The organism is Thermodesulfobacteriota bacterium, from assembly GCA_040757775.1.
In the GTDB taxonomy this organism is placed as follows: Bacteria; Desulfobacterota; UBA8473; order UBA8473; family UBA8473; genus UBA8473.
The window spans coordinates 119,430-137,727 of the sequence record JBFLWQ010000002.1 but is presented as its reverse complement, the minus strand read 5'-3'; the positions used below and the strand labels follow the sequence as shown (position 1 = coordinate 137,727).

17 protein-coding genes are annotated in these 18,298 nt (G+C 39.2%); all 17 read left to right on the top strand.

All coding sequences use genetic code 11. The features are described from left to right. The 17 genes from AB1401_02080 to AB1401_02000 all read left to right on the top strand — a co-directional run bounded on the left by AB1401_02080 (position 1) and on the right by AB1401_02000 (position 18,297). On the top strand, positions 1 to 690 hold the full coding sequence (locus AB1401_02080) for an ABC transporter ATP-binding protein (protein ID MEW6614245.1): 690 nt from the start codon (positions 1 to 3) through the stop codon (positions 688 to 690). A gap of 60 nt (positions 691 to 750) precedes the next feature. After that, positions 751 to 3,396: an outer membrane protein assembly factor BamA gene (gene bamA / locus AB1401_02075; GenBank protein ID MEW6614244.1), complete on the top strand. Its 2,646-nt coding sequence runs from the start codon at positions 751 to 753 to the stop codon at positions 3,394 to 3,396. Between the two features lie 73 nt (positions 3,397 to 3,469). Continuing rightward, positions 3,470 to 4,000, top strand: a complete 531-nt coding sequence (locus tag AB1401_02070) for an OmpH family outer membrane protein (protein ID MEW6614243.1) — start codon at positions 3,470 to 3,472, stop codon at positions 3,998 to 4,000. A 79-nt stretch (positions 4,001 to 4,079) separates the two neighbouring features. Next, on the top strand, positions 4,080 to 5,126 hold the full coding sequence (gene lpxD / locus AB1401_02065) for a UDP-3-O-(3-hydroxymyristoyl)glucosamine N-acyltransferase (protein ID MEW6614242.1): 1,047 nt from the start codon (positions 4,080 to 4,082) through the stop codon (positions 5,124 to 5,126). A 1-nt stretch (position 5,127) separates the two neighbouring features. Continuing rightward, positions 5,128 to 5,562, top strand: a complete 435-nt coding sequence (gene fabZ, locus AB1401_02060; GenBank protein ID MEW6614241.1) for a 3-hydroxyacyl-ACP dehydratase FabZ — start codon at positions 5,128 to 5,130, stop codon at positions 5,560 to 5,562. Positions 5,563 to 5,645: 83 nt separating this feature from the next. Next, complete coding sequence (gene lpxA, locus AB1401_02055; GenBank protein MEW6614240.1) at positions 5,646 to 6,416, top strand: acyl-ACP--UDP-N-acetylglucosamine O-acyltransferase; 771 nt, start codon at positions 5,646 to 5,648, stop codon at positions 6,414 to 6,416. After that, the gene (gene lpxI / locus AB1401_02050) at positions 6,413 to 7,216 is read left to right on the top strand and encodes a UDP-2,3-diacylglucosamine diphosphatase LpxI (GenBank protein ID MEW6614239.1); all 804 of its coding nucleotides are present in this window, start codon (positions 6,413 to 6,415) and stop codon (positions 7,214 to 7,216) included. Before lpxA ends, lpxI begins: the two co-directional genes overlap by 4 nt. Before the next feature lie 20 nt (positions 7,217 to 7,236). Continuing rightward, positions 7,237 to 8,205: a Gfo/Idh/MocA family oxidoreductase gene (locus tag AB1401_02045; protein MEW6614238.1), complete on the top strand. Its 969-nt coding sequence runs from the start codon at positions 7,237 to 7,239 to the stop codon at positions 8,203 to 8,205. Next, complete coding sequence (locus AB1401_02040) at positions 8,186 to 9,352, top strand: DegT/DnrJ/EryC1/StrS family aminotransferase (protein MEW6614237.1); 1,167 nt, start codon at positions 8,186 to 8,188, stop codon at positions 9,350 to 9,352. The genes AB1401_02045 and AB1401_02040 overlap by 20 nt, the downstream gene beginning before the upstream one ends. A gap of 121 nt (positions 9,353 to 9,473) precedes the next feature. Further along, the gene (gene lpxB, locus AB1401_02035) at positions 9,474 to 10,643 is read left to right on the top strand and encodes a lipid-A-disaccharide synthase (GenBank protein MEW6614236.1); all 1,170 of its coding nucleotides are present in this window, start codon (positions 9,474 to 9,476) and stop codon (positions 10,641 to 10,643) included. Positions 10,644 to 10,676: 33 nt separating this feature from the next. Beyond that, positions 10,677 to 11,840: an LPS export ABC transporter permease LptF gene (lptF, locus tag AB1401_02030; GenBank protein MEW6614235.1), complete on the top strand. Its 1,164-nt coding sequence runs from the start codon at positions 10,677 to 10,679 to the stop codon at positions 11,838 to 11,840. 141 nt (positions 11,841 to 11,981) lie between these two features. Beyond that, positions 11,982 to 13,100, top strand: a complete 1,119-nt coding sequence (locus AB1401_02025) for a glycosyltransferase family 9 protein (GenBank protein ID MEW6614234.1) — start codon at positions 11,982 to 11,984, stop codon at positions 13,098 to 13,100. After that, positions 13,087 to 14,592, top strand: a complete 1,506-nt coding sequence (locus tag AB1401_02020; GenBank protein MEW6614233.1) for a glycosyltransferase family 39 protein — start codon at positions 13,087 to 13,089, stop codon at positions 14,590 to 14,592. Before AB1401_02025 ends, AB1401_02020 begins: the two co-directional genes overlap by 14 nt. A gap of 7 nt (positions 14,593 to 14,599) precedes the next feature. Further along, on the top strand, positions 14,600 to 15,181 hold the full coding sequence (locus AB1401_02015) for a phosphatase PAP2 family protein (protein ID MEW6614232.1): 582 nt from the start codon (positions 14,600 to 14,602) through the stop codon (positions 15,179 to 15,181). Between the two features lie 76 nt (positions 15,182 to 15,257). Beyond that, on the top strand, positions 15,258 to 15,956 hold the full coding sequence (locus tag AB1401_02010; protein MEW6614231.1) for a polyprenol monophosphomannose synthase: 699 nt from the start codon (positions 15,258 to 15,260) through the stop codon (positions 15,954 to 15,956). A 154-nt stretch (positions 15,957 to 16,110) separates the two neighbouring features. Next, positions 16,111 to 17,592, top strand: coding sequence for a glycosyltransferase family 39 protein (locus AB1401_02005; protein MEW6614230.1), 1,482 nt, complete (start codon positions 16,111 to 16,113; stop codon positions 17,590 to 17,592). A gap of 120 nt (positions 17,593 to 17,712) precedes the next feature. Continuing rightward, positions 17,713 to 18,297, top strand: a complete 585-nt coding sequence (locus AB1401_02000) for a phosphatase PAP2 family protein (GenBank protein ID MEW6614229.1) — start codon at positions 17,713 to 17,715, stop codon at positions 18,295 to 18,297. Position 18,298: the final 1 nt, after the last annotated feature.

Sequence of the window (18,298 nt, the reverse complement as noted above, 5' to 3'; positions counted from 1 at the left end):
ATGAATAACGTATCTATCAGGACAAGAAAACTGTATAAGGTCTTTAAATCCAATAATAAAACAGTAGAGGTTCTCAAAGGCATAGATTTAGATATTAAGAAGGGGGATATGCTGTCTATTCTGGGGGCTTCTGGGGTAGGGAAGAGTACATTGCTTCACATACTTGGAGCAATAGAACGGCCCACTTCAGGCAATGTCTTTTACGGTACCGAAGACCTCTTTTTAATGGACGATAAAAAACTGGCAGGGTTTAGAAACAGAACGATTGGTTTCATATTCCAATTTCATCATCTCCTCCCTGAATTTAATGCCCTTGAAAATACGATGATGCCAGCCTTAATCCGGGGAGTCAAAAAGAAAGATGCCTGTATTGAAGCCGAGAATATACTTCAGAAGGTTGGCTTGAAAGATAGGATTACCCACAAGCCTGGTGAGTTGTCGGGGGGTGAACAGCAACGGGTGGCTATTGCCAGAGCGTTAATACTTAAACCCGAAGTAATACTTGCTGATGAACCCACAGGTAATCTGGACACAAAGACAGGAGACGCAGTACAGGATTTGTTGATTAATTTGAATAGAGAACTGAAGATAACCCTGGTTGTAGTTACGCACAATAACAGACTGGCAGATAAAATGCCTCGCAGGGTAAGCCTATTGGATGGCATGATTGTTTCAGATGTCTTATCGTAATTAAAATTCATAGTGACAACAGCGCACTTAAGTGCGTTGTTTAAAGGGACATTCCACTAGATGTTTAAAAAGATATTGGTTTTTTTGGTGTGCTTTTTGACTTGCCAGGTTGCTTATGGCCAGGAAGCTATAAAAATTGGCATCTTTCCTTTCCAGATTAATAGCCCGGAACCCCTAGGATATTTAAAAGAGAAAATACCAGATATTCTAATCTCTCATATCAAAGAAAGTGAAAGGGTTTCTTTTATAGAAAAATCTGTACTGGAAGCTGAATTAAAGGGGAGATCAGAAGGGGAGATAGCTGAAGATTTTGTAAGGAGAATTGGTGCTAAGATAGGTGCGGATTTCGTAATTTGGGGCAGTTTTACAAATATAGGAAAAGGCATTAGCCTTGATACCAGAGTTTTAGAGATTAAGGGACATAAATCACCTATCAGAATTTATATTGATGGCAAGGATCTGGATAGCCTGACTTCTAAACTTGGTGAGCTGGCAAGACGCATCAAACTAAAATTACTGGGGAAAGATATAATCGTTAAGATATCTATCAAGGGAAACGATAGAATTGAAGCAGATGCCATTAAGCCTCGTATCGAGAGTAAGGAAGGGGATGTCCTCTCACAAAAGACCTTGAGGGAAGATATAAAACGCATTTACGATATGAATTATTTTGAAGATGTGAATGTTGTTAAAGAAGATACTCCTTCGGGCAAGGAAATAAATTTTATTGTTAGTGAAAAACCCTCTATCAAGGAAATTGAGATAAGCGGTAACAGGTTTATTGAAAAAAAAGATATTATGGAGGTTATGAGTATTAAACCCCACACAATTTTGAATTTTAACAAAATAGAGGACAGCATTAAAAATGTACTGAAATTCTACAGAGAAAAAGGGTATTGGGCAGCAGAAGTTGACTATAAAGTGTACTATTTGAAAAGAAAGGAGGCTATAGTAGATTTAAAGATTACGGAGAATAAGAAAACCAAAATAAAGAAGATTAGATTTATTGATAACAAGGCATACAGCGAAAAAGAATTACGGGATATTATTCAGACAGATGAAAAAGGTTTCTTTTCCTGGTTAACTGATTCCGGGGTGTTAAAGGAGGATGTGCTGCAGCAAGACCTGGACAAGATAATCGCATTCTATAGCAATAATGGTTATATAGACATCAAAGTTGGTAAGCCCGAGATAACTCACGATAACGAGTGGATATATATTGTTATTCCGATTAATGAAGGGAAACAATTTAAAGTCGGTAAAGTCGATATTAAAGGTGATTTAATAGAGAAAAAAGAGGAACTTCTGAAGGAATTAAGTATGACCACAGGGAAAATATTCGACCGTCAGTTACTCAGAAAGGATGTTGTTAATCTTACTGATAAATATGCTGGTGCCGGATATGCATTTGCTGATGTAACACCCTTGACCTCTATTGACAGGGAAATCCAATTGGTTGATTTAATCCTTGATGTCCATAAGGGCAAAAAGGCATATTTCGAGAGGATTACTATAACAGGGAACACTAAAACCCGAGATAAGGTGATTAGGCGAGAGTTAAAAGTTGCGGAAGGAGACATATATGACAAAGAAAAATTGAGTAAGAGTTACCAAAAAGTAAATAGGTTGGGATACTTTGAAGAATTCAGTTTTGATACTGAAAAAGGTACTGATGATGACAAACTCAATTTGAATATTAAGGTAAAGGAGAAACCAACAGGGGCAGTAAGTGTTGGGGCTGGCTACAGTTCTATTGACAATGTTATCGGGATGTTCAATATAACCCAAGACAATCTGTTTGGCAGAGGGCAGAAATTATTTTTTGTTGCTACCATAGGTGGACGAAGCTCAAACTACAACTTAGGATTTACTGAACCCTGGCTCTTTGATACGCCTGTATCTGCTGGTTTTGATGTTTATGATATTAGAAGAGAGTACGATGACTATACCAAATACTCCCGAGGTGGCGATATTAGATTTGGTTTCCCAATAACGGAGGAATATACCAGGGCGTATGCGACATACAAATATGAAAACGTGGATATAACTGATGTCCTGGATACTGCTGCTACAGTGATAAAAGAGCAGGAGGGAAAAACTGTCACGAGCAGTATAGTGCTTTCTCTGGTGAGGGATTCAACGAACGACCGTATATTTCCAACAAAGGGATCAGAAAACAGTATAGCAATTGAGTATGCAGGTGGTGTTTTGGGAGGTACCAATTATTTCACAAAGTATTATGGTAACACAACGTGGTTTTTTCCCTTACCCGGGGATACTGTTTTTATGTCTCGTGCAAGGATGGGATTTGCACATGGCAATCAAGGCAGAGAGCTACCTCTTTTTGAACGGTTCTTTTTAGGGGGGATAAACAGCCTCAGAGGTTTTAAGGCATATTCCGTAGGTCCTAAAGACCCCGCTACTGGCGATGTTATTGGCGGGAATAAACAATTGCTGTTCAATATAGAGTATATTTTTCCCCTTTATAAAAAAGCAGGGATTAAGGGTGTGGTCTTCTTTGATGCGGGAAATGCCTTTGATGATAACGAGAATTATAGTCTGAGCGGACTGAGGACCAGCGTTGGTGCTGGTATAAGATGGTATTCACCAATAGGTCCTCTTAGACTTGAATGGGGGTACAATATAGATCCTAAACCGGACGAAAGACGCAGTAACTGGGAGTTTGCTATAGGGGTGATGTTCTAGTGGTTAAAATTTTCAGGATTCGAGGGGTCAAGGATATAAGGATAAAAAGTGAGATTTTCAGAGGAGGTTTAAAATGAGGAAAATAGGTTTGATTTTTACTTTATCGTTGGTGTTACTTTTCCCTAATTTGGCTTTAGGAACTGATACTGTTAAGATAGCATATGTTGACCTTCAGAATGCCCTGAATACGTCTGATGCAGGGAAGGAAGCAAAAAAAATATTTTCTGAAAAAGTAAAAAAGGTTCAAAAATCTCTTGAGGGAAAACAGGCTGAACTAAAAAAGCTGAAGGATAATATAGAAAAACAGGGCTTAATATTAAGCGAGAAGGCAAGAACCGAGAAAGAAAAAGGATACCAGAAAGAACTGAGGGATTTTGAGAGGTTATACAAAGACTCTCAGGATGAACTTAATCGTGAAGAGATCGAAGTTAGTCAAAAGATAATTGATGAATTGAGAAAGATCGTTAACAAAATCGGGGGAGAAGGCAATTACACCATGATACTTGAAAAGACCAGGAGCGGAATACTCTATGCCCCTGACGCTGTGGATCTGACCGATAAAGTCATAAAAGCCTATAATGAACAGAGAAAACAAAACAAGTAAAAGTTCTCACTCTTAAAGTCTTTTCCCAAGCTCTATCAACTGATCCCTGTGAACTGTTATCTAATATAGGGAGGTGGAAATGTTAAATAAGAGTCTGCAAGAGTTGGCAGATTTTATCAATGGTAAAGTGATAGGCGATGGTAATATTATTATTGCCGGAATAAACAGTATCGATGAGGCAAAAAATGGGGAGATAACCTTTATTACTAACCCCAGGTATTTGTCGATGGCAAGAACCACTAAAGCTTCTGCAATAATAGTTTCCTCCGGTTTTAAAGATTCTGAAAAACCTCTTCTGTGTACTGACAACCCCTACCTGGCTTACGCAAAAATTGCTGGCTTATTTCATAAAAAGCCTTGTGATGCAAAAGGTATTGATCCAGGCGCCGTTATTGGGAATAATACGGAGATTGGTATAGATGTATCAATTTATCCTTTTGTATATGTGGGTGACAATGTAAAGATTGGAGACAGGGTATCCCTGTATCCCGGGGTATATGTTGGTGATGATGTGCACATTGGTGAAGATACTGTGGTCTATGCAAATACTTCTATCCGTGAAGGATGTAAGATTGGTAGAAGAGTTATAATCCATTGTGGGACTGTTATTGGTAGTGATGGTTTTGGCTTTGCCAAAGATGGGAAGACGCACCATAAGATTCCCCAGGTTGGTATAGTTCAGATTGATGATGATGTGGAAATCGGTGCCGGCAATACTATCGACCGTGCGGCCCTGGGGAAAACCTGGATTAAAAGGGGAGTTAAAACCGACAATCTAGTGCAAATTGGTCATAATGTAATTATTGGAGAGGATACAATTATAGTTGCCCAGGTGGCTATAGCAGGAAGTACAGAAATAGGCAATAATGTTGTTTTAGCTGGTCAGGTTGGTGTAGGAGGTCATCTGAAGATCGGGGATAATGTTACGGTTGGCGGGCAATCTGGCATTACTAAAGATATAGCACCAAACCAGACTGTTTCAGGTCTTCCAGCAATCCCTCATAAAGAGTGGTTAAGGTCCCAGGCAAGTATTATCAAATTACCGAAAATGAGAAAGACTTTAAAGGAGTTAGAATCAAAGATAGAAAAGATAGAGAAAAAAATCAAATTTGAATTGGAGGGATAGAATGTTAGACATTAGAGATATTATGAAAGTTTTGCCCCATAGGTACCCCTTTCTTTTAATTGATAGGATATTAGAAATGGAAAAGGGAAAAAGGGTTGTAGGTATAAAAAATCTTACTTTTAATGAACTTTTTTTCCAAGGGCATTTTCCTGATTACCCTATTATGCCAGGAGTTTTGTTAATTGAGGCAATGGCTCAGGCTGGGGGAGTCCTAGCTTTGAGTTATGAACCTGAAAGGGTTAAAAACAAGAATTTTTACTTTTCTAGCATAGATAAGGTTAAATTTAGAAAACCTGTATTACCAGGCGATCAAGTAAGGTTTGAAGTAGAGGTAATTAAACAGAGAAGTTTCCTGTGGAGATTTAGTGGGAAGGCGTTCGTAGGGGAATCTTTGGTTGCTGAAGGTGAATTGCAGGGTATAATATCTAATAAGTAACACTTGAACCCTCGAATCCTGCTACCCCTTTCTTCCAACTAATTGGGAGAAGAACCATTAATAGGGAAAGGAATTTTTACAAAATGATACATACAACAGCGATTGTTCATCCAAAGGCAGAGTTAGATGAAGGGGTGAAAATAGGACCATATTCTATAATAGCCGAGAATGTCAAGATTGGCAAGGATACAAATGTAAGTTCTCATGTAACAATAGAAAAATTCACACAGATAGGGGAGCGGTGTCATATATATCAATTTGTATCCATTGGGACCCCTCCGCAGGATTTGAAGTTTAAAGGGGAAAAATCTGATTTAATCATTGGTGATGATAATATTATCAGAGAGTTTGTAACCATAAACAGGGCATCCTCCCACGGTGGAGGGGTAACAACGATAGGGAACAATAACTTTCTTATGGCATATTGCCATATAGCCCATGACTGTAAAATAGGAAGTAATATCATAATGGCCAATGCTGCTACCCTCGCTGGACATATCGAGATAGAAGACTTTGCAATTATTGGTGGGTTAGTTGCCGTCCATCAGTTTGTCAGGATTGGGGCTTATTCCATTATTGGGGGTGCCTCCGCGGTTTCTAAGAATGTTCCTCCTTATGTTATGGCTGTGGGCAACAGAGCTAGATTATTTGGTCTGAATATTACAGGGCTTAAGAGGAACAATTTCCCCGAAGCCACAATAAACAACCTTAAGAAGGCATATAAGATTATATTTAGATCAGGCATGACCCTGAATAATGCATTAGAGAAAGTGAAGCTCGAACTTCCTGATTCAGAAGAGGTTAACGGTTTTGTAGAGTTTATTCGAAAATCTGAAAGAGGTATTTGTCGATGATGGAAAAGATCGGCTTAATTGCTGGAAATGGGAATTTGCCCATTGTATTTGCCCAGGTTTTAGGGCAAAAGAATTTAAAGGTAACCGCTGTTGCTCATAGAGGAGAAACCCTTAGTAACCTTGAAGAATATGTTGACAGAATCTTCTGGATTGATGTGGGACAACTTCAAAAACTAATCGAAATATTTAAGGAGGAACAGATCAGTAATGTAGTAATGGTCGGGGGGATAACCAAGGCATCAATGTTTTCCGGGATAAAACCTGATGCCAGGGCAATATCCCTTCTGTCAAAATTGGCGCATAAGAAAGACGATTTATTATTACGTTCTTTTGCAAAGGTATTAGAAAAAGAAGGGATAAATGTTCAGAGCTCTGCCCGTTACCTTCCTTCGATTTTAGCCCCAAAAGGGGTGCTTACGAAAGGGGTACCAACCAAGAATCAATACAAGGATATAACTTTTGGATGGGATATTGCAAAGGGTGTTGGTAAGCTGGATATTGGGCAAACCGTTGTTGTCAAAGATCAAGTAATCCTGGCGGTTGAAGCTATAGAGGGGACTGATGAAACTATCAAACGGGGAGGAAGGTTAGGAAATGGGCAAGTAGTTGTTGTAAAAGTAAGCAAGCCTAATCAGGATATGCGTTTTGACATCCCGGTAGTTGGAATGGAAACAATTCGTTCTTTAAAGGAGGTCAAGGGGGCAGTGCTGGCTATAGAAGCCGGCAATACAATCATCCTGGAAAAGGAGGAAATGATTAGGTTTGCTGACGAGGAAGGCATTTCAATTGTAGCAATCTAACCTCAAATACTGGGGTAAAAATGGAAGATATAAGAGTTGGCGTAGTAGGGGTAGGGTATCTAGGCCAATATCATGCGGAGAAGTATTCAAACCTATCAGGGGTCAATCTGATTGGGGTAGTTGACATTAATCATGCAAGGGCAATGGAGATTGCCAATCGTTTTAATACAAGGGCTTTTTTTGACTACTCTGATCTTTTCGGTGAAGTACAGGCAGTAAGCATTGCTGTTCCAACCAAATTGCATTACAGAGTTGCCAAGGATTTCTTTAGTAATGGTATAGATGTTTTGCTTGAAAAACCTGTTGCTACAACTGTTGAAGAGGCAGATTCTTTAATAGAGATGGCTGAGAAGAAAAATCTAATATTTCAGGTTGGACATTTAGAAAGATATAACTCAGCTATTGTTGCTATAGAAGATGTTTTAAATAATCCTATGTTCATTGAATCCCACAGATTGAGCTTCTTTACCGAAAGAGCCACCGATGTAGATGTGGTTCTGGATCTGATGATCCATGATCTTGATATCATATTGAGTATTGTTAATTCTGATATAGATATTATTGATGCCGTGGGTGTCCCTGTGATTTCTCCTAAGATAGATATAGCCAATGCCAGGATAACTTTTGTCAATGGTTGTGTAGCTAATATTACTGCCAGCCGGGTTTCAGAAAAGACTATGAGAAAGATTCGCATATTTCAACCAGATGCCTATATCTCCATAGATTTTGTCTCAAGAAAGGTTGATATCTATAATAAGATTGAAAATGGAAAAGAAAATGGTGGTTTACCTAAAATTGTGGCTAGCAATGTGGAAATAAACGCAAGGGACTCTCTGGAAGAAGAGATTAAATCTTTTATCGATTCAGTTAACACCAGGAAACCACCCTTGGTATCCGGGACCGATGCTAAAAGGGCACTTTCTGCAGCCTTACGGATTTTAGAACAAATTGACCGGTTAAGGAGAATTTATGCTGATTTCTATGGTTAATCTCAAAGTTCAGTATGAAATAATTAAGGATGAAATTGACAGGGCTATTAAAGAAGTGTTGGAGGATGGGAACTTCATTTTAGGCCCGTCAGTAGAGAAACTTGAGAAAGAAATTGCGTCTTACTTAGGAGTGAAATATGCTGTTGGTCTTGCATCAGGTACTGATGCGTTACACCTGGCACTTCTTGCGTGTGGGGTAAGAAAAGGACACGATGTAATAACTACCCCCTTTACCTTTGTTTCCACTGTAGAAACCATTGTTTCTGTAGGAGCGACCCCAATATTTGTGGATATAGATCCCAGGACATATAATATTGCCCCTGAAAAGATTAAAGAATTTATCGATAAAAAAACATCCTTTAATGAGAAAGAGAAAATATTAATAAATAAGGAAAATGGAAATCAGATAAGGGCTATTCTACCCGTCCATCTTTATGGACAATCTGCGGATATGGAGCACATTGTAAATCTATGCAGTAAGTACAATCTTGTACTTATAGAGGATTGTGCTCAGGCATTTGGTTCTGAATACAAAGGGAGAAAAGTGGGGACTTTTGGCGAGATTGGATGCCTCAGCTTTTTCCCAAGCAAAAACCTGGGTTGTTACGGTGATGGAGGTATGATTATTACCGATAGTCAAGACCTGGCAGATAAGATTAGAATCCTGCGAAACCATGGAAGTAAGATGAAGTACTATTATCTTGAGATGGGTTTCAATAGCAGGCTTGATGAGATCCAATCAGCAATCCTGAGGGTAAAGCTAGGGAAAATAAATAAATTCAATGAGTTACGTCGCAAAAATGCCAGTCTTTATAATGATTACCTTAGGGAGGTAGATATAATAACACCCTATGAGGATAGGGATGTTAAACATGTATATCACCAGTATACGATTAGAACCAGATATAGAGATAAATTAACAAAATACCTTAGAGATGAGGGTATTGCTTCGGCTGTTTACTATCCTCTTCCCCTTCACCAACAACCAGTGTTTAAGAGTTTAGGCTTCAATGCAGATGACCTGAGGAACAGTGAATCGGCATCTCTTGAAGTATTGTCACTACCTATGTACCCCGAGTTGACAGAAGAGCATATCCAGATAGTCTGTAAAACAATAAAAAATGCAATGTCAACTACCATCGGCTAAAGCCGATGGTTTGAGGGTTCAAGGATTCAAGGAGTCAAGGGGTCGAGTGATCGAAGCTATAAATACTTTAAACACTTGAACCCTAGAACCCTCGACCCCTGGGACCCTTTTGGGCAATAAAATGGATAAGCCTTCAAAGAGAATTTTGGTAGTAGCAGGAGAGGCTTCTGCGGATCTTCATGGCTCTAGTTTAATTAAGGCTATAAAGGAATTTACCCCTAATGTACATTTCTATGGTGTCGGAGGGCAAAGAATAAAGGAGGCAGGCGTTAATATTCTGTTTGATTCCTCTGACATGGCGGTAGTTGGGGTTATGGAGGTATTCTCCAAATTAAAGACGATAATAAGAGCATTTAGAAAGTTGAAAAAATCGCTGAAGGTAAACCAACCAGACCTGGTAATTTTGATTGATTACCCGGATTTTAATCTTCACCTTGCAAAGTTTGCCAGAAAAAGAGGTATCCCGGTTCTATACTATATTAGCCCACAGGTGTGGGCATGGAGAAGGAGGAGAGTGAAAAAAATTGCCAGACTGGTGAATAAACTGTTAGTAATTCTCCCTTTCGAAGCCTCTTTTTATGAAGAACAAAGGATTGATGTTGAATTTGTGGGACATCCTTTGATTGATATTGCAAAACCGAAGTTTTCCAGAGAGAAAGCCTTAGAGAGATTTAACCTTGACAAGGATAGGATAACCATAGGGTTGTTTCCTGGAAGCAGGAAGAGCGAGGTTAGACTTCTTCTGCCCGAAATGTTAAAAGCTGCTGAGATATTAAACAAGAGACTGGGAAGCCTGCAGTTCGTATTACCGGTTGCCTCTACTATAAATAAAATCCAAATAGAAAAAATCATCGGTAACACCTGTAACACCGTAAGGGTCAATGTTATTACAGATAACAGTTATGACGCTATAAATATATCCAGGGTAGTAATAGTGGCTTCCGGAACAGCTACTCTGGAAGCTGCCATAATTAATTCTCCCATGGTTATCCTGTATAAAGTTTCTCCTTTGACGTATTTGATCGGTAAGTTGATGATAAAGGTTGAGAATATTGGACTGGTAAACTTGGTGGCACAGAGAAGAGTTGTATCTGAATTAATCCAGCATGATGTTACTCCAGAGCGAATAGCAGACGAAGTCCTTAAAATCCTCGAAGATAGTGAGTTGTATTCCAGGATCAAAAATGAATTAACTTGGGTTAAGGAGAAACTGGGTGCCCCCGGAGCTTCTTTTAAGGCTGCCAGAATAGCTACAGGAATGATGGGAATTGAGCCTTTACATTTGACATAGAGTAATTAAGCATGAAAAGATAGTGATAATTCGATGAAAAGGACTATAAGTTTTTATCTTATAAAAGAGATTATGGGGCCTTTTTTTATTGGGCTTTTGATATTTACCTTCATTTTTTTAATGAACAGTATCTTACGATTAACTGAATTGGTGGTAAATAAAGGAGTAAAACTTATTGACATTTCAAAGTTAATTCTGTATGCCATACCGTCCTTTCTTGTGTTTACCCTTCCCATGGCTCTATTAATGGCGGTTTTAGCTGCCCTTGGAAGACTTTCTGGAGATAATGAGATTACTGCAATGAAGGTATCTGGAATAGGCATATACCAGCTGGTTGCTCCGATAATGATTTTCTCTCTGGTTTGTTCGGTCTTAACTACCTTTGTGGCAGTTTATGCCCTTCCCTGGGGGAACAGCTCTACCAGTGAGTTGATCTTCAATATCGCCAGAAGCAAGGTAAACATTGGTATAAAAGAGAGGACATTCAGCAGTGACTTTAAGGGGTTGGTTCTTTATGTGAATGAAATAGCTGTCAGGGGTGAAAAACTAAAAGGAATTTTAGTTTCTGAAAAAGGGGAAACAGGGGAACCCAATACTATTGTTGCCAGAGAGGGCTACCTAATCTCTGATCCAAAATCTCTCATTATTACTTTGAGATTGATTGATGGGAAGATTCATAGGGCAAGTAAGGATTTGAATACATATCAGGAGATCGGTTTCAGTACTTACGATATAAACCTGGACTTAGGAACGATTATAAAAGAGCAAGGGGACTTTACCAAGGAATACAGTGCAATGTCAATCGGTGAACTAAAAAGAAAGATTGAAGAGTTAAGAGGAAAAAAGAAGAACCTTTACCATCCTTTACAGGTACTATATGAAAAGTTCTCTCTACCTTTTGCCTGTTTAGTATTTGGTTTAGTTGCAATTCCATTAGGTATACAATCCAGACCATCCAGCAAATTTTGGGGATTTATACTTAGTCTGGGAGTAATACTGACCTACTATGTTTTCCTTACATTTGGAGAGATTTTAGCCAAGAATGGTGAGATCCCTCTCCCCATCGCATTATGGGCGCCAAATTTTTTCATTGGTATATTAGGAATATACATGTTATACAAAACAGCCAATGATTTGCCCATTAATTTTGTAGTGTGGATGGAACGTATTTTATATAAAGTTGGATTTAAACACTAAATTAGAGATTGTAATCACGTTAGAAGACACTTTTAACTGAGCTTATTTATATTGCCCTTTTCAGATATCCCCCTTTAAAAGGGGGAATTTAGTTTAGCCTCCCTTTTTTGAAAAGAGAGGATGGGATTGGATGGGAAAAAGATGAAACTAAGGCTCGATTGCAAGCACTTTGTAGGTGAAAAACCATGCAGATACAAATTGCTATGCGAAGATTGTGATAAATACACACCAATGGGTAGACGGATATTGATAATAAAATTGGCTGCTATGGGAGATGTATTGAGAACCACCCCTGTTTTAAGAGGGTTTAAGAGGAAGTATCCCGAAAGCCATATTACATGGTTAACTGACGAAAACGCATATGGTTTGCTTAAAGAGAATCCATTGATAGATAGGCTATTGGTTTTTAATGTCGAAACCATCCTCCGACTGGAAGTAGAAAAATTTGATTTGCTTTTGTGTCTCGACAAAGAACCGCGAGCAACCGCTTTGGCTATAAAGGTCAGGGCAAAAGAAAAATTAGGTTTTGGAATGAGTCCCGAAGGTAATCTCTTTCCTTTAAATGAAGAAAGTTTGTACCTGGTTAAATTAGGTCTATCCGACCCATTAAAATTTGAGATTAACGCCAAAACTTATCCTGAGTTGATATATGAGGCATCAAGGTTAAAATACCAGCAGGATGAATACATCCTGACCATCCCTGATAAAGATATGGATTATGCCAGGTCATTTTTATTAAGGCATGGAATTAGTGGAGATGCTTTAATTGTTGGATTGAATACTGGTGCAGGAGATATATTTGCAAATAAGGCATGGACAGTTGATGGCTTTGTCGAATTGATTAAAACTATAAGTTCAGAGATAAATGGGAAGATAATTCTTCTGGGTGGCCCTAATGAAGTTAAACGGAACAGGGAGATATACTCAAGGGTTGGGAATCTTGTTTATGATACTGGTTGTGATAACTCCCTGCAACAATTCTCTTCCCTGATAAATCTCTGCGATATGGTGGTAAGTGGTGATAGCATTGCTATGCACATAGCTATAGCACTTGGAAAACTTGTAGTTGCTATTTTTGGGCCCACCTGTGCTCAAGAGATTGAACTCTACGGTAGGGGCAGGAAGATACTTTCGAAACTGGAATGTAGCCCCTGTTATAAAAGGGAATGTAATAAGGAAATTAACTGCATGAATACAATAGGCCTGGAGGAGGTTTACCAGGCTGTGGTAGACCTGCTTAAGGACAATGGAAAGATATAAAAAGTTATTCTTTATCCTGCTTATAGTTACAACTGTGCTTAGACTGAGTGTCATAGGAAAGATTGGTCTGGGAGACGATGAGGCACATTATTTTGCATGGTCTCAATATTTAGGTCTCTCATACTTTGACCATCCCCCCATGGTTGCTTACCTGATAGCTATGTTTACAAAAATTGGAGGGATAAATGAATTCTCAGTCAGAATTGGGGCTGTAATATTTTTTTTCTTTACCTCTATTTTTGTTTTCCTTCTTGCAAAAGACATTTTCAACGATAATAGGGTAGGCTTTTTTTCAGCTCTTTTGCTGAATTTAACACCGGTATTTAGTGTATTAGAGGCAATACTTATACTGCCGGATACTCCTCTGGGGCTCTGCTGGGTTATAGCTCTTTATCTTCTTTACAGGGCTGTAAAAGAAGAGAAGTCGTCTTTGTGGTATCTGGCAGGTTGCGTGGCAGGTTTAGGACTCTTAAGTAAATACAACGCCCTTTTTTTATTCCCCTCTGTTTTTATTTTTCTCCTATTGTCTGAAAAGAATAGGTTTTGGCTTACCCGTAAAGAACCTTATATATCATTAGTTATTGCCCTTTTAATATTTAGCCCTGTTATAATGTGGAATATTAAAAATGGATGGGCATCCTTTGGATTTCAGCTTTCCCGTGGCTATGGAGGCACCTTTGAATTTTCTCCGAAATGGTTTGTTGCTGGTTTGGCAGGACAGATGGGTTATATCTCTCCTTTCCTGTTTTTTGCATCCATTTATGCCATTGTTATTGGTGGGTATCGAGGAATTGTAAAACGAGATGATCGTTATCTTTTTCTTTTTTCTTTTTCGGTTGTAATTCTGCTTTTTTTTGCTGGTTTAAGCTTTTTCAAGAAAGTATTGCCTCATTGGCCAACTCTCGGGTTTGTTACCGCATTTATTCTTCTAGCTCAGTTAACATTGGAATCATTTGGAAAAAAGACTGGCAGTAGTAGAATACGTTTGCTTGTGGCGACTTATCTCGTTTTAGTAACTGCCGTTCTATTCTCCGCTCTTATGCCTGCCCAGGCACTTTTCAAAATTATACCCCTTCCTGTAGAAGTAGACGGAACCAACGAATTATATGGATGGCCCAAAGCTGGAGAAAGGATTTTAGAGATATATGGTAAGATGTCTCAGCGCAATAAGACTTTTATTTTTACCCATCGTCCTGTTCTGGCTGGCCATATTGCGTTTTATACCGGCGCCAGGTTCAGAATATATTGCTTAAATGACTATGTCGATCAATATGACTTCTGGCATGGTCCTGATGATTTTATAGGCGGTGATGCAATCTTCTTAGCAGACAATCGATATAGCAAGGACCCTCGCGAGGTATATAAGGGTACGTTTTCGTCTATAGAGGCTGAGCTGCCCCTAAAAATCTATAGAAACGGAGAACATATAAGGACTTTTTATATCTACAAGTGTTATAATTACAGAACGTCCAACTCCAAATCCCTGGGGTGATAAAGAGGTGTTAGAGGATATTGTTGCTTTAGATAAATCTATATTTCTTGCTGTAAATAATGGACTTTCAAGCCCGCTCTTTGATGTGGTAATGATTGTATTTTCATGGTTTGGTTCAGGGTATGTGTTAGCTGGTCTCATAGGTCTGGGACTCTATATCTTTGACAGAAAGAATTTCAGGCGTAGTTTTACGATTGGTATTATTGCTGTACTGGCAGGGGGAATGTTCGTTCACGTCTTAAAGGAGGTAGTGGCAAGGCCCCGTCCTTTGGAGGATATGGCTGATTTGATACTGGCAAATAGAGTCCACATAAACATAGTACTGGAACCATTGAGACACAGTTCTTTCCCCTCTGGTGACACTCAGACAGCTTTTGGAGCAGCCATGTTTCTCGCTTATACCTATAGAAAATATGTAACACTTCTATTTGTAGTTGCTTTTATAACGGGTATGTCGCGAATCTATGTAGGGGTCCATTATCCTTCGGATGTCCTTGCTGGGGGACTAATAGGTACCCTGACATCTTTTGTAGTATGCTATTTTGGGTACAGATATTTTCCGATAGGAAAGAAAAAGAGAGAGCTTTGAGGAAGAATTCGCTCTCAGGGATACTTTTTCAAAAGAAATATTGACTAAAGGGAAGTGCAACGAGAGGACGATTGCGATGAAGATTATGGCAATGATTCCCACATATAATGAAGCGGGAAATATAGAGAGACTGATTAAAGAGATACTGGCTATGTCCAATGATATTTCTGTGGTAGTGGTAGATGACGATTCTCCCGACGGAACGGGCAAGATTCTGGACCGGATGAGGGAAACAGACCAAAGGGTTCATGTTGTTCACAGGATTGGCGTAAGGGGTAGGGGAACAGCAGGTATAGAGGGGTTTCAGTATGCACTGAGGGAAGGTGCCAATTATATTATTGAAATGGACGGGGATTTTTCCCATAAGCCGGTTTATATCCCTCTAATGCTAAAGGAGATGGATACTTGTGATATAGTTATTGGTTCCAGGCTCATGAAAGGGGGAGAAGAATCTGGGAGAAATATTATGAGGACATGGGTAACCCAGTTGGCAAATATATATATAAGAATCATTCTAAACTTGAATGTAAAAGACTGCACTTCTGGATTCAGGGTCTTTCGGAGAGAGGTTTTGGAGGCTATAGACCCCAATAGTATGATCTCCACCGGCCCCTCTATAGTCCAGGAAGTTTTATACAAGGCATATAAGAAAGGGTTTAAAATTAAAGAAGTCCCAATTCTCTTTGAGGAAAGAATGAGTGGTGAATCTACCTTCAATTTTAGGATAATGAAGGAGAGTTTATTGAAAATGATTGTGTTTCGATTGAGGTACTAGTGCGTCGTTCCGTAAATACATATGCAATGCTGTCATTTCGAGCAAAGCGATAAATCTTAATTCCGACCTGTTGAGATGCATTATTAGAAGATATCTCCCTTCGGTCGATATGACATCTTAATTACGAAGCGCTCTACTGGTAGTGTGGGAGAATATGAACAGATACAAAACTTACTTCCTTGTATTTCTCTTTAGTGTAACAGTGGTTAGATTTGTATTTATAGGGTACTTGGATTTATCGCCGGACGAGGCCTATTATTGGGACTGGTCCCGCAATCTGGGCCTGAGTTATTACGATCATCCTCCTATGGTGGCTTATATTATCTATCTTTTTACCCTGCTCGGCCACAATAGTGAATTCTTTACAAGGGTTGGCTGTGTTGTACTGATTTTTCTTATGACCATTGTAGCATACAGATTGGGCAAAGACATTTTTGTAGATGAAAGAGCAGGCTTGTTGTCAGCATTCCTGGTAAATATTGTGCCGGGACATGCAATAGGTGCCGTAATAATTACCCCAGATACCCCACAGGGATTCTTTTGGGTGATAGGGCTGTACTTCGTATATAAGGTGATATCCACCCATAAGGAATTTTGGTGGTATCTTGTTGGTTTAGCTTTAGGGTTTGGTCTTTTAAGCAAATATACGATGATTCTCTTTGTCCCTTCTATACTTCTATTTTTAATACTGTCAAAAGATAATAGAAGGTGGTTAATTAGAAAAGAGCCGTACTTGGCATTGGTTATTGGATTAATTATCTTTAGCCCGGTTATTATATGGAATTTTAAGCATGATTGGATATCCTTTAATTTTCAATTCACACATGGTTTTTCAGCGAAGGAAAACCCGGGGATGAAATACTTCTTAGATTATATTGGAGGACAAATGGGGATTATCTCCCCTTTCGTCTTTATTGCATGGCTGTATATAATGCTAAAGAGCCTCTATTTAGGTCTGAAAAGGCAAAACGCCAATCTCCTGTTGCTATTTTGTGCATCTGTCCCTGTATTTCTGTTCTTCGCGATGATTAGTCTTCGCACAAAGGTTGAAGGGAATTGGCCTGCGATGGCTTATTTCTCAGGTATTATAGCTATGACAGGTCTGTCTCTTTTATCACTTTCCAGAGGGGAAAAAAGGAAACTCCATATTGCATGGCTGATAATAGTATTTTCCTCCAGTTTTGTACTAACTACTGTTGCTCATGTGCAGGCTATATATCCTGTCTTACCGATCCCCCTGAAGGATGACCCGACCAGCGCACTCCATGGATGGCGAGAGATGGGATTAGAGGTAAACAGAGTCCTTCGGGAAATGCCAAAAGAGGTTCCTACCTTTATGTTAGGTCATCGCCATCAGGTTGTGGGGGAGTTAGCATTTTACGCTGAGAGTGAAAGGTATCCTGTCTGTGAGGTATCCTGGGAAGGACGATTTAATCAGTACAATATTTGGAATGACTTTTCAAGGCTTTTGGGCAATAATGCGGTATTGGTTTCTGAACAGCGCTATGGTGAATCAAGCTTCGTCACGGCTGTTTTTGATCATGTTGAAGAAAGCAGGTGTTTAACGATTAACCGAACTGGCTTTCCCATAAGGAGTATTTATATCTATAAGTGTTACAATTTTAAAGGCTTGTAGGAGTTTGATTAATCAAACCCCTACAAGCTAAAAAATGGCATAGCCTGATGGATCTCAGCAGCAGGCTTAAGCCCGCTGTTGTGTCCGGATTGAAAACTGCACAGGGAATGGCATAGCCTGATGGTCCATCTCTTACAGATAGACACAAGTCTGTTTTATTTTATCAATAACACTATGCAGAACGGTCTTTTCGACCGCATTATGCCTGTAATAACAGACATTGATAACTGGAAGATTGTTATTTTTATTGTTTGGCTTGCTTTAATTGTAAAAGGCGGCAAGAAGGGTAGAATAGCTGCAGTACTGGTAATTGTTGTTGTTGTATTCAGTGATATGTTGATTCATCAGCTTATAAAGCCTCTCGTGGCGAGGGCTCGTCCCTGCAATGTGTTGCCACATGTCCATCTATTGGTAGGATGCGGAGGCCCTGATTCATATTCCTTTCCCTCCTCTCACGCATCGAATGTCTTTGCAGCTGCCAGTTTTTTTGGGTATAAATACAAGAGGCTTGTTGCAATCTTTCTCTCCATAGCCGTTATTGTGGGGTACTCCAGGGTATATGTAGGTGTGCACTATCCTTCTGATATTATTGGAGGGGCAGTTGTTGGGGTTATCTGTGCCGGAATTATCTTGATTATTGAAAGAAAAGCATGTTTGTTTATTGAAAAGAGAAAAGGGAGATTAACAGGTTATAAGAGTTCTTAAA

Coding starts and splice junctions, on each gene's coding strand:
- AB1401_02080 (MEW6614245.1), top strand. CDS start 1: ATGAATAACGTATCTATCAGGACAAGAAAACTGTATAAGGTCTTTAAA.
- AB1401_02045 (MEW6614238.1), top strand. CDS start 7,237: ATGGAAGATATAAGAGTTGGCGTAGTAGGGGTAGGGTATCTAGGCCAA.
- AB1401_02010 (MEW6614231.1), top strand. CDS start 15,258: ATGAAGATTATGGCAATGATTCCCACATATAATGAAGCGGGAAATATA.
- AB1401_02025 (MEW6614234.1), top strand. CDS start 11,982: ATGAAACTAAGGCTCGATTGCAAGCACTTTGTAGGTGAAAAACCATGC.
- lpxB (MEW6614236.1), top strand. CDS start 9,474: ATGGATAAGCCTTCAAAGAGAATTTTGGTAGTAGCAGGAGAGGCTTCT.
- bamA (MEW6614244.1), top strand. CDS start 751: ATGTTTAAAAAGATATTGGTTTTTTTGGTGTGCTTTTTGACTTGCCAG.
- lptF (MEW6614235.1), top strand. CDS start 10,677: ATGAAAAGGACTATAAGTTTTTATCTTATAAAAGAGATTATGGGGCCT.
- fabZ (MEW6614241.1), top strand. CDS start 5,128: ATGTTAGACATTAGAGATATTATGAAAGTTTTGCCCCATAGGTACCCC.
- AB1401_02005 (MEW6614230.1), top strand. CDS start 16,111: ATGAACAGATACAAAACTTACTTCCTTGTATTTCTCTTTAGTGTAACA.
- lpxA (MEW6614240.1), top strand. CDS start 5,646: ATGATACATACAACAGCGATTGTTCATCCAAAGGCAGAGTTAGATGAA.
- lpxI (MEW6614239.1), top strand. CDS start 6,413: ATGATGGAAAAGATCGGCTTAATTGCTGGAAATGGGAATTTGCCCATT.
- AB1401_02000 (MEW6614229.1), top strand. CDS start 17,713: ATGGTCCATCTCTTACAGATAGACACAAGTCTGTTTTATTTTATCAAT.
- lpxD (MEW6614242.1), top strand. CDS start 4,080: ATGTTAAATAAGAGTCTGCAAGAGTTGGCAGATTTTATCAATGGTAAA.
- AB1401_02070 (MEW6614243.1), top strand. CDS start 3,470: ATGAGGAAAATAGGTTTGATTTTTACTTTATCGTTGGTGTTACTTTTC.
- AB1401_02040 (MEW6614237.1), top strand. CDS start 8,186: ATGCTGATTTCTATGGTTAATCTCAAAGTTCAGTATGAAATAATTAAG.
- AB1401_02020 (MEW6614233.1), top strand. CDS start 13,087: ATGGAAAGATATAAAAAGTTATTCTTTATCCTGCTTATAGTTACAACT.